The organism is Kribbella sp. NPDC051770 (assembly GCF_040681455.1).
GTDB lineage: Bacteria > Actinomycetota > Actinomycetes > Propionibacteriales > Kribbellaceae > Kribbella.
Window position 1 is genome coordinate 167967 of sequence record NZ_JBFAYT010000007.1, and the last position, 13724, is coordinate 181690.

The following is a 13724-nucleotide window of genomic DNA, read 5'->3' on the forward strand; positions in this document are numbered from 1 at the left end:
AGCTCAGGAGGGGAACCGTGTACGAGCACAACGGCGAGAAGTACTTCGTGGTCGACAGCCACATGCACTACTGGAACGCCGGCCCGGACAACTGGGTGCCGGGGGCCGAGCAGTACGCCAAGGGCTGGATCGAGTGCTTCCACGCGTACCAGAGCCTGGCCCCGAAGGAGACCCACTGGCCGATCGAGAAGTTCATGAGCTACACCGAGGACGACCTGATGAAGGACGTCTTCGAGGACGGCTACGTGGACGTCGCGGTCTTCCAGCCGACGTACCTGAAGGAGTGGTACACGCAGGGCTTCAACACCACCGAGCAGAACGCCGGCCTCGGCGAGAAGCACCCGGGGATGTTCGTGCTGAACACCCGGTTCGACCCGCGGGACGGTGACGCCGGTCTGGAGGAGCTGGCCCGCAACGTCGAGCGGTACGGGTCGAAGGGGGTGAAGCTCTACACGGCCGAGTGGAACGCGGGATCGCGCGGGTACAAGCTCACCGACCCGGCCGCGTACACCTACCTGGCCCGGGCCCAGGAGCTGGGGATCAAGAACATCCACGTCCACAAGGGCCCCACCATCTGGCCGCTGGACAAGGACGCGTTCGACGTCTCCGACATCGACCACGCCGCGACCGACTTCCCCGAGCTCAACTTCATCGTCGAGCACGTCGGCCTGCCGCGGATCGAGGACTTCTGCTTCATGGCCACCCAGGAGCCCAACGTGTACGCCGGGCTGTCGGTGGTGATCGGCGGCCTGATGGCGGCCCGTCCGCACTTCTTCAACAAGGTGATGGGCGAGCTGCTGTTCTGGGTCGGCGAGGACAAGATGACCTTCGGCAGCGACTACGGCATCTGGGAGCCGAAGTGGCAGATCGAGGGCTTCGTGGACTGGGACTTCCCGGACCTGCCGGAGTTCGCCGACTACCCGCGCCTCGGCGTCGAGGGCAAGAAGAAGATCCTCGGCCTGAACGCGGCCAAGCTGTACGACCTGAAGGTGCCCGACGAGCTGCAGCTGCGCGACGCCGAGCCGGCCGCGCAGGACGACGCGAAGCTGGTCACCCAGTAATGACGACGGCCACGCAGAGGTCCAGGGTGCTGAGCGCCCTGGACCTGGTCCGCGACCCCGAGCTGGACGAACCCGTCACCACGCTCGGGTTCGTCGCGTCCTGCCACGTGTCCGCGGCCGGTGACGTGGTCGTCCGGCTCCGGCTGCCGACGTACTTCTGCGCGCCGAACTTCGCCTTTCTGATGGTCGCCGACGCGTACGACGTACTGGCGGCCCTGCCCGAGGTCCGGACCGTCGACGTGGCGCTCGAGGACCACTTCGCCGCCGACCAGATCAACGCCGGCGTCGCCGCGCGGGCCGGGTTCGTGGCGGCGTTCGACGGCGAGGCGGCGGCGGAGCTGGACGAGCTGCGCCGGGTCTTCGTGACCAAGGCGATGCTGGCCGGCACCGACCAGGTCTGCCGGCCACTGGTTGCCGCAGGCACCGATCCGGCGGACCTGTCCCGGTTGACGCTCGGCGATGTCCCGCCGTCGGTCGACCTGGACAGGTTGCGCCGCCGCCGCGCCGAGCTCGGGCTGCCCAGCGACGACGGCGCGGCACTGCTCGTCGACCCCGGCACCGGTACGCCGGTGGCCGCGGCCGGCGTACCGAGGCACCTGGGCCTGGCCCGGCTCACCCGGACCGGGATCGAGGCCAACACCGGGATCTGCAGGGGAATGCTCCAGCACCGGTACGCCGGGGCCGGAGCGGGTGAGGAGGGACCAGGATGAGAGCTGTCCGGCTGCACGGCTACCACCAGCAACCAGTGGTCGAGGACGTCCCGGAGCCGAAGATCAGCGGCCCGCTGGACGTGATCGTCAAGATCGGCGGTGCCGGCGTCTGCCGGACCGACCTGCACATCATCGAGGGCCAGTGGGCCGACGCGATGAATCCCACGCTCCCGTACACGATCGGGCACGAGAACGCCGGCTGGGTGCACGAGATCGGCAGCGCGGTGACCAACGTCAAGGTCGGCGACACCGTCATCCTGCACCCGACGCCGACCTGCGGCCTGTGCCAGGCCTGCCGGGCCGGCAACGACATGCACTGCGTGCTGAGCACCTTCCCGGGGCTGGACAGCGACGGCGGGATGGCCGAGTACCTGCTCACCTCGGCCCGCGCGTGCGTGAAGCTCGATCCGGAGACCCAGCCGAAGGACGTCGCGGCGCTCGCCGACGCCGGCATCACGGCGTACCACGCGGTCCGCAAGGCGATCCCGCGACTCGTCCCCGGTACGACGTGCGTGCTGATCGGGGCCGGCGGCCTCGGCCACATCGGCATCCAGTGCCTGGCCGCGCTGACCGCGACCAGGATCGTCGTCGTCGACCGCAACCCGGACGCGCTGAAGCTCGCCGAGCAGCTCGGCGCCGACCAGACTGTCGTTGCCGATGGCAATCAGGTGGAGGCGGTCAGGGAGCTGACCGGCGGCACCGGGGCGCACGTCGTACTGGACTTCGTCGCCGAGCAGGGCGCGGAGCAGGACGGTTTCGCGATGACCGCGGCGGGCGGCTCGTACTTCGTGATCGGGTACGGCGGCGAGCTGCGGGTGCCGACGCTGGACATCATCTCGACCGAGCGCAACGTGATCGGCAACATCGTCGGCACCTACAACGACCTGGCCGAGCTGATGGCCCTCGCCCAGGCCGGCAAGGTCACCCTGCACACCAGGACCTACCCGTTGGAGGCGGCCGCCGAGGCGGTCGCGGATCTCGATGCCGGCCGGGTGCGGGGGCGGGCGATCCTCGTCCCGTAGCGCACTCCGGCAGACCGTTCGCCCGGACCGGGCACGTACTGAGGAGCAAACGATGGCCAAGGAACTGCGGTTCGGTGCCCAGGCGCGCGAGCTGATGCTGGCGGGGGTGGACCAGCTCTCGGAGGCGGTCAGCTCCACGCTCGGGCCGAAGGGGCGCAACGTCGTGCTGGAGAAGATCACCGGCTCCCCGGTGGTCACCAACGACGGTGTCACGATCGCCCGCGAGATCCACCTCAAGGACCAGTTCGAGAACATGGGCGCCCAGCTGGTCAAGGAAGCCGCGATCAAGACCAACGACATCGTCGGCGACGGCACCACCACCGCGACCGTGCTGGCGCACGCGATCGTCCGCGAGGGGATGGCCGCGATCGGCTCCGGCGGCAACCCGGTGCTGGTCAAACGCGGTATCGACATCGCGGTGGCCCGGCTGGTCGAGCGGCTGCGGCAGGTCGCGCACCCGGTCGCCACCGAGCAGGATCTCGGCCGCGTCGCGGCGATCTCGGCCAACGACGACGACGCGGTCGGCGCGGTGATCGCCAAGGCGCTGCACTCGGTCGGCGACGGCGGCATCGTCACCGTCGAGGAGTCGGCGGTGCACGGGATCCGGGTCGACTTCGTCGAGGGGTTCGAGTTCGACAACGGGTACCTGTCGCCGTACATGGTGACGGACCCGGGCAGCCTGCAGGCTGTGGTCGACGACCCGTACCTGCTGCTGTGCAGCGAGAAGATCAGCAAGGTGCAGGAGCTGATGCCCTTGCTGGAGAAGGTGATGCGCGACCCGAAGCCGCTGGTCATCATCGCGGAGAACCTCGAAGGTACGGCGCTCAGCATGCTGGTGCACAACCACGTCAACGGGCACTTCCAGTGCGTCGGCGTGCGGGCGCCGGGCTTCGGCGACCGGCGGCTGCACAAGCTGGAGGACATCGCGGCGATCACCGGTGGCGCGGTGCTCAGCCGGCACTCCGGATTCACGCTGGAGACGATGGGCGTCGACAAGCTCGGCCGGGCCGACCAGGTCCGGGTCACCGCCGACCGGACGGCGATCGTCGCTTCGCCGGGGCACGAGAAGGACGTCGAGTTCCGGCTCGCGCAGCTGCGGGCGGAGCTGGAGCGGGCGACCTTCGGGGTCGACGAGGACGTGCTGACCGAGCGGATCGGGGCGCTGTCCGGCAAGGTCGCGGTGATCTCCGTCGGAGCGCCGACGCCCGCCGAGCTGAAGGAGTTGCAGCACCGGGTCGAGGACGCGCTGTCGGCGACCCGGGCGGCGATGGCCGAGGGCATCGTGGCCGGCGGCGGCGTGGCGATCCTGCACGCGGCGTCGGCGCTGGACGACCTGGAGGTGAAGGACGACTACAAGACCGGCGTCGAGATCGTACGGCGGGCGCTGCGCGAACCGGCGTACCTGATCGCGGCGAACGCCGGCTACAACGGCGACGAGGTGCTGGCTCAGATCGACCAGCTCGGCCCCGACGACGGCTTCGACGCGCTCGACGGCCGGTACGGGAACATGCTCGAGATGGGCATCGTCGACCCGCTGCGCGTGGCCCGCTCGGCGCTGCAGAACGGCGCGTCGGTCGCCGGCCTGCTGCTCACCACCAACGCGATGATCGCCGAGGAACAGACGCCGTGGGGTGGTAGCGCGGCGCTGATGACGGAGTTCGGGCCGTTGGACGAGGGGCTGCACCAACCGTCACCTGACTCCAGTACGCCGCAGTCGCTGGGCCTGGGGCCGTCGGTGGGTTAGCGAGGGACGATTCCGGTCCGGCCCTGCCAGGAGCCGTGCTCCGACAGCGGCCGGAACCGGAGCGTCGCGAACTCGTGGTGGAAGTCGCGGCGGCGGCGTTCCTTCATCGCGACGGCGTGGCGGGCGGGATCGGGGACGGTGCTGTGGCCGTGGACCATCTGCTCCATCTCCTGGACGGAACGCCAGATCGAGAATGTCGAGATGGTGCGGGGTGGGCGCATCGCGGCCAGGGCCAGGGTGGTGGCCGGGTGGTCGCGGACCAGTCGTTCTACGGGCTTGCCCCACTTGAGGAATCTGGGGACCTCGGGGAGGCGCATGCGGGCGAGGGTGACGGCTACTACCGGCTCGGTCTGATCCCACTCGCCGGCTCGAGCCGGGAGATCGGGGAGGGCGGCCAGGCGGGACCAGCGGCGGAGGTACTGCAGGCGGACGTGCCAGGCTGCGGCGAGCTGCCGGCCAAGAGGATCCTCAGCCAGGAAGCTCTCCAAAGCAGCCTCGTCCTCCCACCGGGCGAACATCGCCATCCGGCGCAGCTGCATCCGCGCCGGGGAGATCGTCGGCGCGCCGAGCCGCATCAGCGCCAGGCACTCGGCGTACCGCAGACCGGGCGCGGTCGGCGGTTTCCACAGGGCGCGCGCCGTCGTGGCCGGGCGGAGCTCGGCGAGGTGGAAGGTGAAGATCGTCATCGTCGGGCCACTGTCGCACGAGGAGGAGATCAACCGATCGGCTGACGGATCGCGAGCTCGATGGGCGATGTGGGGACGGGGTGCTCTGGCCGAAGCTCGGGGTATGACAACAGTGGTCGAGGTGAAACAGCTGCGGAAGTCGTACGGCGGCCGCGAGGTCGTCGGCGGATTGTCGTTCGGGGTCGAGGAGGGCGAGATCTTCGGGATCCTCGGGCCGAACGGCGCCGGCAAGACGACGACCGTGGAGTGTGTGGAGGGGCTGCGGGTCCCGGACGGCGGCCAGGTGCGGGTGGCCGGGCTGGATCCGGTCGGGGATCGGGCCGGCGTACGGCAGGTGCTCGGGGCGCAGTTGCAGGAGAGCGAGCTGCAGGCGAAACTCACCGTGAGGGAGGCCTTGGAGCTGTACGCCGCGTTCTACCCGCGGCCGGCCGACTGGGGCAAGCTGGCCGAGCGGCTCGGGCTGGTCGAGCACCTGGACAAGCGGTTCGGGACGCTGAGCGGCGGCCAGAAGCAACGGCTCTTCATCGCGCTCGCGCTGGTCGGGAACCCGCGTGTGGTCGTGCTCGACGAGCTGACCACCGGACTCGATCCCCGCGCCCGGCGCGACACCTGGGAGATCGTCGAGGACGTGCGCCGGCAAGGCGTGACCGTCCTGCTGGTCACCCACTTCATGGAGGAAGCGCAGCGCTTGTGCGACCGCGTGGCCGTGATCGACAAGGGCAGGATCACCGCGCTGGACACCCCGCGCGGGCTGATCAGCCGGGCGACCGGCGCGACCGTCATCTCGTTCACGCCGTCCGAGCCGCTCGCGACCCCGGAGCTGGCGGCCTTGCCCGCCGTGGTGACGGTCGAGGAGAAGGACGGCCGGATCACCCTCAAGGGCGACGACGACACGGTGACGGCGCTGCTGTCGCTGCTGGCCCGGCGGCGGATCACCGCGCGGCAGCTCCGCGTCACCGACGCGACCCTCGACGACGCCTTCCTCGACCTGACAGGAGCAGCGAAATGAGTGCGACGACGGCGGTCTTCAAGGCCGAGGCCCGGTTGTTCCGGCGCGAGCCAGGAGTGCTGTTCTGGGTGATCGGCTTCCCGCCGCTGCTGCTGGTGATCCTCGGCTCGATCCCGTCGTTCCGCGACGGTAGCGGCGGGTTCCGGCTGATCGACGTCTACGTGCCGATTCTGGTGCTGGTCGCGCTGGTCGTGGCGGGGTTGCAGACGATGCCGCCGGTGCTGACCGGGTACCGCGAGCGCGGGATCCTGCGCCGGATGTCGGCGACACCGGTCCGCCCAGCAGCGTTGCTGGCCGCGCAAATGGGGCTGAACGGCGCCGCGGCCGTGGTGTCGGCGCTGCTCTGCCTCGCGATCGGGCGGGTCGCGTTCGACGTACCGCTGCCGCAGCAGGCCTTCGGGTACGTGCTCGCCCTCCTCCTCACCGCAGCGGCCGCGCTCGCACTCGGTGCCCTGGTCTCAGCACTGGCCCGTACGGCGAAGATCGCGAGCGCAATCGGGTCCGTGGTGTTCTTCCCCAGCCTGTTCTGCGCCGGTCTCTGGATCCCGGTGCGGTCGATGCCGGACCTGATGGCGCACATCGTGCAACTGACGCCGTTCGGCGCGGCGGCGAGCGCGCTCGACCAGGCGTCGACGGGGCACTGGCCGGACTGGTCGCACCTCGGGGTCCTCGCGGCCTGGGCTGTCGTGCTGACCGCCGTGGCGGCGCGCTGGTTCCGGTGGGAGTAGGAGACTGAGCAGGTGGACACCGAGATCGAGCGCCGGCAGGAGATGTTCCGCAAGTGGCTGCCGTACGGGCTGCTGGTGGTCGGCACCTTTCTGGCCGTCGCGACCGCAGGGCTGATCACGCCGAGCAACGACCTCCAGGTCGCGGCCGCGGTCCTGGTGATCGCCGCGCTGGCGCTCGAGATCTGGTGGACGCGGACCGAGCGCGTCCGGCCCGGACCGCACTGGCTCTCGGCGACGTACTACGCCGTCCGGCTGGCGATCGGGTTCGCGCTCACGCTGCTGAACGGGTTCTTCGCCTTCTACGCCGTCGCCGGGTACTTCGACACCAACGAGCAGATCGCCGACCGGCGCTGGCGGCGGATCGCGCTGTTCGGCTGCTCGATCCCGGTCGCCGCGGCCCAGACCAGCGGGATCCCCGTCGGGGACACGATGCGCTGGGTGGTGTTCGGCGGTCTCCTGGTCGCGAACAACGTGCTGCTGACCACAGTGATCCACTTCTCCGAGCAGGAGGACGCGCGGTCCCGGGCGAGGGCGGCGACGATCGTCGAGCTCGAACGAGCTCAGGCCGAGAACGCCGCGCTGCAGGCGCAACTGCTGGTCCAGGCCCGGGAGGCCGGTGTCGCCGACGAGCGCCGCCGGCTGGCGGCCGAGATCCACGACACCATCGCGCAGGGCCTGACCGGGATCATCGCCCAGCTCCAGGTGGTCGCGAACATCACCGACGAGCCGGCCGTCCAGGAGCGCGTCACCCGCGCGACCGACCTGGCCCGGCACAGTCTCAGCGAGGCGCGGCGGTCGGTGCAGAACCTGGCACCGCTGGAGCTGTCGTCCGACGATCTGCCGGAGGCGATGCGCAAGACCGTCGACCAGTGGGCCGAGCGCACCGCCGTACGGGCGGACTTCACACTCGCCGGTACGGCGCAGCCGCTGCACCAGGAGGTCTCGGCGACGCTGCTCCGGATCACCCAGGAGGCGCTCGCGAACGTCGCCAAGCACGCCGCCGCCGAGCGCGTCGGCGTGACGCTGAGCTTCATCGACGACGAGGTGACCGTGGACATTCGCGACGACGGCAAGGGCTTCGACCCGCTGGCCCGTCCGGCCCGCAGCAGCACCGGCGGGTTCGGCCTGGACGGGATGCGGGCGCGGGCCGAACGGATCGCCGGCTCGCTCACCGTCGAGTCCGAACCAGGAGCCGGTACGGCGCTGTCGGCCCGCGTACCGTTGGTGCCCCATGGCTGACATCTCGCTCCTCCTCGTCGACGACCACCCCGTCGTCCGCAACGGCCTCCGCGGTCTGTTCGAGTCGGTTCCCGGGTTCACCGTGCTGGCCGAGGCCTCCGACGGCGTCGAGGCGGTCGCGCTGGCGACCGAGCTCGACCCGGACGTGATCCTGATGGACCTGCGGATGCCCGGCGGCAGCGGGCTGGACGCGATCACCGAGCTGACCCGGCGCGGGGCCCGGGCGAAGATCCTGGTGCTGACCACCTGGGACTCCGACACCGACACGCTGCCCGCGATCGAGGCCGGCGCGACCGGCTACCTGCTCAAGGACGCGCCGGCGACCGACCTGTTCACCGGCGTACGGGAGGCGGCGGCCGGGCGGACGGTCCTCTCCCCCGCGGTCGCGTCGCGCCTCGTCTCAGCAGTCCGTACGCCGGCCGCCAGCCCGCTCGCCGCGCGCGAGCGCGAGGTGCTCGCACTGGTTGCCAAGGGCACCTCGAACCGGGAGATCGCCCGCGAGCTGTTCATCAGCGAGGCGACGGTGAAGACGCACCTGAGCCACCTGTTCACCAAGCTCGGCGTCACCGACCGGGCCGCGGCCGTTGCCAAGGGCTACGAACAGGGCATCCTCGGCCGGGACTGACCTCAGCGGTCGGGGAAGCAGGCAGCGACGGCGAGCTCGTCGACGAAGTCGTTCATCTCGTGGCCGGAGTGGCCCTTGACCCACTGGAACGCGACGTCGCCGCGCTCGGTGAACAGCTCGACGAGCGGCTCCCACAGGTCGCGGTTGGCGACCGGCTTCAGCGCCGAGGTGAGCCAGCCACGCTGCAGCCAGCCGACGTGCCACCGGTCGCGGAAGCAGTTCACGACGTACGTCGAGTCGGACACCACCAGCAGCGGGCCCTCGTTGGCCCGGACCGCTTCGAGGGCGGCGCGGATCTCCATCCGCTGGTTCGTCGAGGCCGCCTCGTGGCCGGCGGCGAACTCGGTCTTCGACAGCGCCCAGGCCCAGCCGCCGGGACCGGGGTTGACCGAGCAGGCGCCGTCGGTGAAGACGCTCCGGGCGCCGGCGGGGACGGTCATGTCGGCCGGGCGCGGCCGGCGTACGCGGGTAGTCGCCATGGGACCGAAACCTACAAGGAGCTCAGCACGGCGAGCAGGATCGACACCACACTCGCGGTGACGATCAGCCCGACCAGGGCGAGCAGCACACCGAGGCCCTTCCGCTTCACCTGGCTGTGCCCGATGCTGCCCTCGGACGCGAACTGGTGGTACGGCGACGCGTAGAACACCGGTACGCCCTGCCCCGGCAGCACGGTGAACTCGAGCGCGGCCCGGCCGAACTCCCGCATCCACTGCGAGTGGACGTCGACGCGCAGCGGCCCGGCGTACACGGGGATGTCGTTGCGGCCGTACTTCACCCGCACCGGGTAGCCGTTCAGGCGCACGGTCGGCGGGGTGAGGGTGCCGGTGAAGGCGCTGCCCTGGAGAGTCAGGTGCAGCATCCCCATCGGCGGCTGCGGCTGGTACGGCGGGGGCTGCTGGTAGCTCATGGCGCCCAACGATAGGGCTCAGAAGATCTCCAGACTCTGCGGGCCGAGCGGCCAACCGAAGGCGGCGGTGGTCGCGGCCAGCGCGCCGGGCGTGTTCTCGGTGACGCGCTCGGTGGTCGCGAACTCGGCGAGCCCACGCCCGCCCAGGTACGCCGCCGACAGCTCGTTGATCGACAGCGCCAGGTCGGCGGCGGCGTCGGTGCGTTCGCAGGTCGCCTTCTCGGCGTCGCCGGTCAGGCGGAAGCGGCCGTTGTTCGCCTCGATCAGGTCGTCGGTCACCTCGATCACCACGTCGGTGGCGACGGCGTACCGGCGCTGGGCGAGAGCACGTGGTACGTCGGTGATCCGGATCCACAGCGTCTCCGACAGCCGCCGGCCCAGCGCGACCGGGTTGCTCACCAGCTGCAGCAGCGGCTCGTCGACCGCGGCGTGGCCGTACTCCAGCTTGGCGGCCAGGTCCAACGTCAGCAGGTGCAGCCAGAGCGCGTGGTACGCCGTGGGGTCGAGCGCGGCCAGCTCCTGCACCGACACCTCGTAAGCCGGTCCGGTGGGGCCCCAGTTCATCTTGCCGCGCCACAGCACGTACCCGTCGACGGCGCCGGACTCGTCACGGTGCACGAGGATCTGCCGCGCGGTGCTGCCGCCACGGTGCGCCGGGTCGTCCTGCAGGTGCTGGCGCCAGACCTGCTCGGACCGGCCCGACACGCCCGGCCGGGTGGCCTGCAGGGCTTGCAGCAGCGGTGCCAGCAACGCCGGTGCGTCCTCGGCGGACACCTCCTCGATGCGGCCGGAGTCGCTGGGCAGCGGACGCGGCCGGACCGACCGCAGGTCGACCTCGTACGACACGCCGAACGCCGCCGCGGCGTACCCGAACCGCCCGTAGATGCCCGCCTCGCTGGCCCACAGCACCGCCAGCGCCTCGGGTGCCTCGCGCAGCTGCCGGCTCATCATCCCGGCGAGGATCCCTCGCCGCCGGTGCGTTGCCCGCACGCCGACCGCCGTCACGTGCGCCGCCGGAACCACCGCTCCGGGGACCGACAGGTCGCGGCTCATCGCCTTGGCCGTCCCGACCAGCTGGTCGCCGTCGTACGCGACCAGCGCCCGCTCGGGCTCGAACAGCTCCCGGTCCAGGTCGGTCGGGGTCGCCTCGAACATCATCGCCGCGGCGAACAGCCCCAGGAACTGGTCGTGCTCGTCCGCCGTCGCCGCCCGCAGTACGTACTCGGAGTTCGCCATAGGGCATCGTCACACGCCCGGACGCCCGCCTGCACGGGAATTCCCGGGCTCTCGCCTCCGCGCCGGACGCGTCGTAGTCTCGGAGCAGGGAGTGTGCGCGATGCAGAGGCTGCGGACGTCGCTGGGTCAGCTGGCGGGGCGGTTCCGCCGGCAGCCCGTCACGGTCGCGGACCCCTTCGACACGCTCCGCCTGCAGACCCGGCTCGGGTACCTGGCGACCGAGATCCGGCGGGTCGAGAACGCGCCCCGGATCTACGCGCGGGCCCACCGGTTGATGGCGATCGAGGCGGCGTACGACGCGCTGCTGGACGAGGCGTGCCGGCTGGCCGGCGTACCGGAGGTGGACGGGCTGGACGGTGAGGACAAGCGCTGGTCCGAGGAGCAGGAGCTGGCCGCCCGCGGCTGGACCTGGTGAACCTCAGTCGCCGACCCCACGGCTGAGCAGCACGGCGGCGATGAACGTCCGGAACAGCTGCAGCGGGTCATCGTTGCGAATAGCAACCACGTTGTCGCCGATCTGCTCGACGTCGCGCAGCGCACAGGCCAGCTCCGCGAACGCGTGGTTGTGGTAGCGAACGGTCAGCTCGGCCGGGGCGATCTCCGGCGGCCGGAAGTCACTCAAACGCTCCAACGCTTGTGCCGGCCGGACAGGTAGCTCGCCTGGCCGTGCAGCCCGTCCGGGCGCAGGTTCTGCATCGTGGAGTGCGAGTCGTTGACCAGGAACTCGGTCGCACCGGCGGCCAGCGCGCCGTCGATCGCGGCGTTCACCTCCGCCTGCAGCAGCCCGCGGTAGTACTCGTACTCCGTGGCCGGCCCCCGGACCTGGCCCCAGTCGACGACCCCGGTCGTCCCCTCCATGTCCGTGGACAAGAACACCTTCACGGCCGGCTCCTCTCGGTGGTCCTGGTGGCAGCTCAGCCAACCACGGCCCGGGCGCGTGCGCGGGATCGAGGGGTGTGGACCGTACGGTGGGGGCGTGAGTACCTTCGGGCAGTGGATCGACGCCGTGCAGCGGCGGCGGAAACGGCTGGGGTTCCCGCTCGCCGTGGTCTACAAGTTCTTCGACGACCAGGGCAGCTACCTGGCCGTGATCGTCACCTACTACGCGTTCGCGGCGATCTTCCCGATGCTGCTGATCTCGTCCTCGGTCCTCGGGTTCGTGCTCCAGGGCAACGAGGACCTGCAGCGGGCCGTCCTGGAGTCGGCGCTCAAGGAGTTCCCGATAGTCGGGACCCAGCTCGCGACCCCGCAGGGCCTCCAGGGCAGTACGCCGGCCGTCATCGTCGGTTCGCTGGCCGCCGTGTACGGCGTGATCGGCCTCGGCCAGGCCGTCCAGAACGCCGTCAACGTGACCTGGGGTGTCCCCCGCAACGGCCGGCCGAACCCGTTCCACGGCCGGCTCCGGTCGGGCGCGCTGCTCTCGCTGGCCGGGCTCACCGTGCTCAGCTTCGCGACGCTGACCGTGCTGGCCGGCAGTCAGGCCAGCAACATGGGCTGGCTGGTCTCGGTCGGCTCGGTCCTCGTACTGACCGCGATGCTGACGCTCTGCCTGCGGCCGGGGATCAGGCCGCGGCCGGCCTTCCGCAAGATCGTGCCGGGCGCGTTCTTCACCGCGCTCGGCTGGCACCTGCTCGAGCGGCTGGGCGGGATCTACGTCGAGCACGTGCTCGCCAAGGCCAGCGAGGTGAACGGCGTCTTCGCGCTGACGCTCGGGCTGATCGGCCTCATCTACGCCGCGTCGGTGATCGCCGTGATCGGCGCCGAGCTGAACTCGGTGATCGCCTACAAGCTCTACCCGCGCTCGCTGCTCGCGCTGTTCAACGACTCGGCCGCGAACCTGACCGCGGCCGACCACCGGGCCTACGCGATGTACGCGCAGGCGCAGCGCCACAAGGCCGCCGAGACCATCGAGGTGAGCTTCGGGCCGCACGAACCGACCGGTCCCTGAACACCGTCGCGACCTGGTTTCGCGGCACGCCGGTCGGCCGGTTAAGGTCCTCCGCGTGTCGATTTCTGGTGTGGCCGAGATGACGGATGTCGAGCAGCGGGACTGGCGGGAGGTCTCGGACGTCGGGATCGCCGCCGCCCGGGTCGAGTGGGCGGGCGCGGCCCGCGAGATGTTGCTGGTGGCAGCGCGCAAGTACCAGGCTCTGGTGCAGTACAAGGACATCGCCGCCGGGGTCCAGGAGCGGACCGGGATCCGCACCAAGCAGCCGACCCGGCAGTGGATGGGCGGCGTGCTCGCCGAGGTTTCCGGCGAGAGCCTGCGGCAGGGTGAGCCGATGCTGTCGGCGTTCTGCGTGAACGCCGACGAGAGCGTCTTCGACGGGTACGCCGCGATCGTCGGCGCCGCGACCGGGACCACCCCGGCCGACCCGGACGCGTACGCCGCGCAGGAGCGGCTGGCGGCGTACCGGCACTTCGAGGCCGCGGGCCTGCCCGAGGACGGCGGTACCGCGATGATCCCGGCCAAGCTCGCCGCGGCCAAGGCGCGGGCCCGCAAGGCCGCGATCGCCGAGCGCCCGGTGAACGCCTGCTCGCGCTGCAACCTGCAGATGCCGGCCAGCGGCGTCTGTGACACGTGTGACTGAAACACGTTGCTGATGGCAATGGGTTGGGTCATGCGCTTGACCCAGCGCGGAGCTCTGGCCCGCGGCGGGGTTTGGGTCTAGCCTCGGGCCAGGCGGGTGCCGCGGGGGTGTCTGCCGGTACGCCGGAACCCGGGGGGTTCGGTCAGGGACTTGGGGGCGGTGA

General features: G+C 70.9%; 17 protein-coding genes. 11 read left to right on the plus strand and 6 right to left on the minus strand.

Annotated elements, in window-relative coordinates; translation table 11 throughout:
- Positions 1-17: 17 nt before the first annotated feature.
- Genes AB0M01_RS23580 through groL form a run of 4 tightly spaced genes read left to right on the plus strand, consistent with a single transcriptional unit; the run spans position 18 to position 4537 of the window.
- On the plus strand, positions 18-1061 hold the full coding sequence (locus AB0M01_RS23580) for an amidohydrolase family protein (protein ID WP_363672871.1): 1044 nt from the start codon (positions 18-20) through the stop codon (positions 1059-1061).
- A gap of 26 nt (positions 1062-1087) precedes the next feature.
- Positions 1088-1771, plus strand: coding sequence for an iron-sulfur cluster assembly protein (locus AB0M01_RS23585; protein ID WP_363672873.1), 684 nt, complete (start codon positions 1088-1090; stop codon positions 1769-1771).
- The gene (locus AB0M01_RS23590; RefSeq protein ID WP_363672875.1) at positions 1768-2793 is read left to right on the plus strand and encodes an NAD(P)-dependent alcohol dehydrogenase; all 1026 of its coding nucleotides are present in this window, start codon (positions 1768-1770) and stop codon (positions 2791-2793) included. Before AB0M01_RS23585 ends, AB0M01_RS23590 begins: the two co-directional genes overlap by 4 nt.
- A gap of 52 nt (positions 2794-2845) precedes the next feature.
- Positions 2846-4537 carry a chaperonin GroEL gene (gene groL / locus AB0M01_RS23595; RefSeq protein ID WP_363672877.1) on the plus strand — a complete coding sequence of 564 codons (1692 nt, stop codon included), beginning with the start codon at positions 2846-2848 and terminating at the stop codon, positions 4535-4537.
- Here groL and AB0M01_RS23600 read toward each other — a convergent pair.
- The gene (locus tag AB0M01_RS23600; protein WP_363672879.1) at positions 4534-5223 is read right to left on the minus strand and encodes a hypothetical protein; all 690 of its coding nucleotides are present in this window, start codon (positions 5221-5223) and stop codon (positions 4534-4536) included. The two genes, groL and AB0M01_RS23600, sit on opposite strands and share 4 nt — an antisense overlap.
- Before the next feature lie 103 nt (positions 5224-5326).
- On the opposite strand from AB0M01_RS23600, the gene AB0M01_RS23605 reads away from it, so the two are divergent.
- Genes AB0M01_RS23605 through AB0M01_RS23620 form a run of 4 tightly spaced genes read left to right on the plus strand, consistent with a single transcriptional unit; the run spans position 5327 to position 8824 of the window.
- Positions 5327-6232, plus strand: coding sequence for an ABC transporter ATP-binding protein (locus AB0M01_RS23605; protein WP_363672881.1), 906 nt, complete (start codon positions 5327-5329; stop codon positions 6230-6232).
- Positions 6229-6960: an ABC transporter permease gene (locus tag AB0M01_RS23610; protein WP_363672883.1), complete on the plus strand. Its 732-nt coding sequence runs from the start codon at positions 6229-6231 to the stop codon at positions 6958-6960. Before AB0M01_RS23605 ends, AB0M01_RS23610 begins: the two co-directional genes overlap by 4 nt.
- A gap of 12 nt (positions 6961-6972) precedes the next feature.
- The gene (locus AB0M01_RS23615; RefSeq protein ID WP_363672884.1) at positions 6973-8199 is read left to right on the plus strand and encodes a sensor histidine kinase; all 1227 of its coding nucleotides are present in this window, start codon (positions 6973-6975) and stop codon (positions 8197-8199) included.
- A complete protein-coding gene (locus AB0M01_RS23620; RefSeq protein WP_363672886.1) occupies positions 8192-8824 on the plus strand; it encodes a response regulator transcription factor in 633 nt (210 codons plus the stop codon). The genes AB0M01_RS23615 and AB0M01_RS23620 overlap by 8 nt, the downstream gene beginning before the upstream one ends.
- A gap of 2 nt (positions 8825-8826) precedes the next feature.
- On the opposite strand, the gene AB0M01_RS23625 is transcribed toward AB0M01_RS23620, so the two are convergent.
- The 3 genes from AB0M01_RS23625 to AB0M01_RS23635 are packed head-to-tail and all read right to left on the minus strand — an operon-like array spanning position 8827 to position 10970.
- Positions 8827-9303, minus strand: a complete 477-nt coding sequence (locus AB0M01_RS23625; RefSeq protein WP_363672888.1) for a ribonuclease H — start codon at positions 9301-9303, stop codon at positions 8827-8829.
- A gap of 11 nt (positions 9304-9314) precedes the next feature.
- Positions 9315-9734: a hypothetical protein gene (locus AB0M01_RS23630; RefSeq protein WP_363672890.1), complete on the minus strand. Its 420-nt coding sequence runs from the start codon at positions 9732-9734 to the stop codon at positions 9315-9317.
- A gap of 18 nt (positions 9735-9752) precedes the next feature.
- A complete protein-coding gene (locus AB0M01_RS23635; protein ID WP_363672892.1) occupies positions 9753-10970 on the minus strand; it encodes a GNAT family N-acetyltransferase in 1218 nt (405 codons plus the stop codon).
- 100 nt (positions 10971-11070) lie between these two features.
- Between AB0M01_RS23635 and AB0M01_RS23640 the strand changes: the two genes are divergently transcribed.
- Positions 11071-11385, plus strand: a complete 315-nt coding sequence (locus tag AB0M01_RS23640) for a hypothetical protein (protein WP_363672894.1) — start codon at positions 11071-11073, stop codon at positions 11383-11385.
- Positions 11386-11388: 3 nt separating this feature from the next.
- On the opposite strand, the gene AB0M01_RS23645 is transcribed toward AB0M01_RS23640, so the two are convergent.
- Positions 11389-11592: a hypothetical protein gene (locus tag AB0M01_RS23645; RefSeq protein ID WP_363672896.1), complete on the minus strand. Its 204-nt coding sequence runs from the start codon at positions 11590-11592 to the stop codon at positions 11389-11391.
- Positions 11589-11852 carry a M55 family metallopeptidase gene (locus tag AB0M01_RS23650; RefSeq protein ID WP_363672897.1) on the minus strand — a complete coding sequence of 88 codons (264 nt, stop codon included), beginning with the start codon at positions 11850-11852 and terminating at the stop codon, positions 11589-11591. The genes AB0M01_RS23645 and AB0M01_RS23650 overlap by 4 nt, the downstream gene beginning before the upstream one ends.
- A 94-nt stretch (positions 11853-11946) precedes the next feature.
- Here AB0M01_RS23650 and AB0M01_RS23655 point away from each other — a divergent pair, with 94 nt between their 5' ends.
- Together AB0M01_RS23655 and AB0M01_RS23660 are read left to right on the plus strand one after the other, a co-directional pair.
- On the plus strand, positions 11947-12918 hold the full coding sequence (locus AB0M01_RS23655) for a YihY/virulence factor BrkB family protein (RefSeq protein ID WP_363672899.1): 972 nt from the start codon (positions 11947-11949) through the stop codon (positions 12916-12918).
- A gap of 55 nt (positions 12919-12973) precedes the next feature.
- On the plus strand, positions 12974-13561 hold the full coding sequence (locus AB0M01_RS23660) for a hypothetical protein (protein ID WP_363672901.1): 588 nt from the start codon (positions 12974-12976) through the stop codon (positions 13559-13561).
- Positions 13562-13724 lie beyond the last annotated feature (163 nt).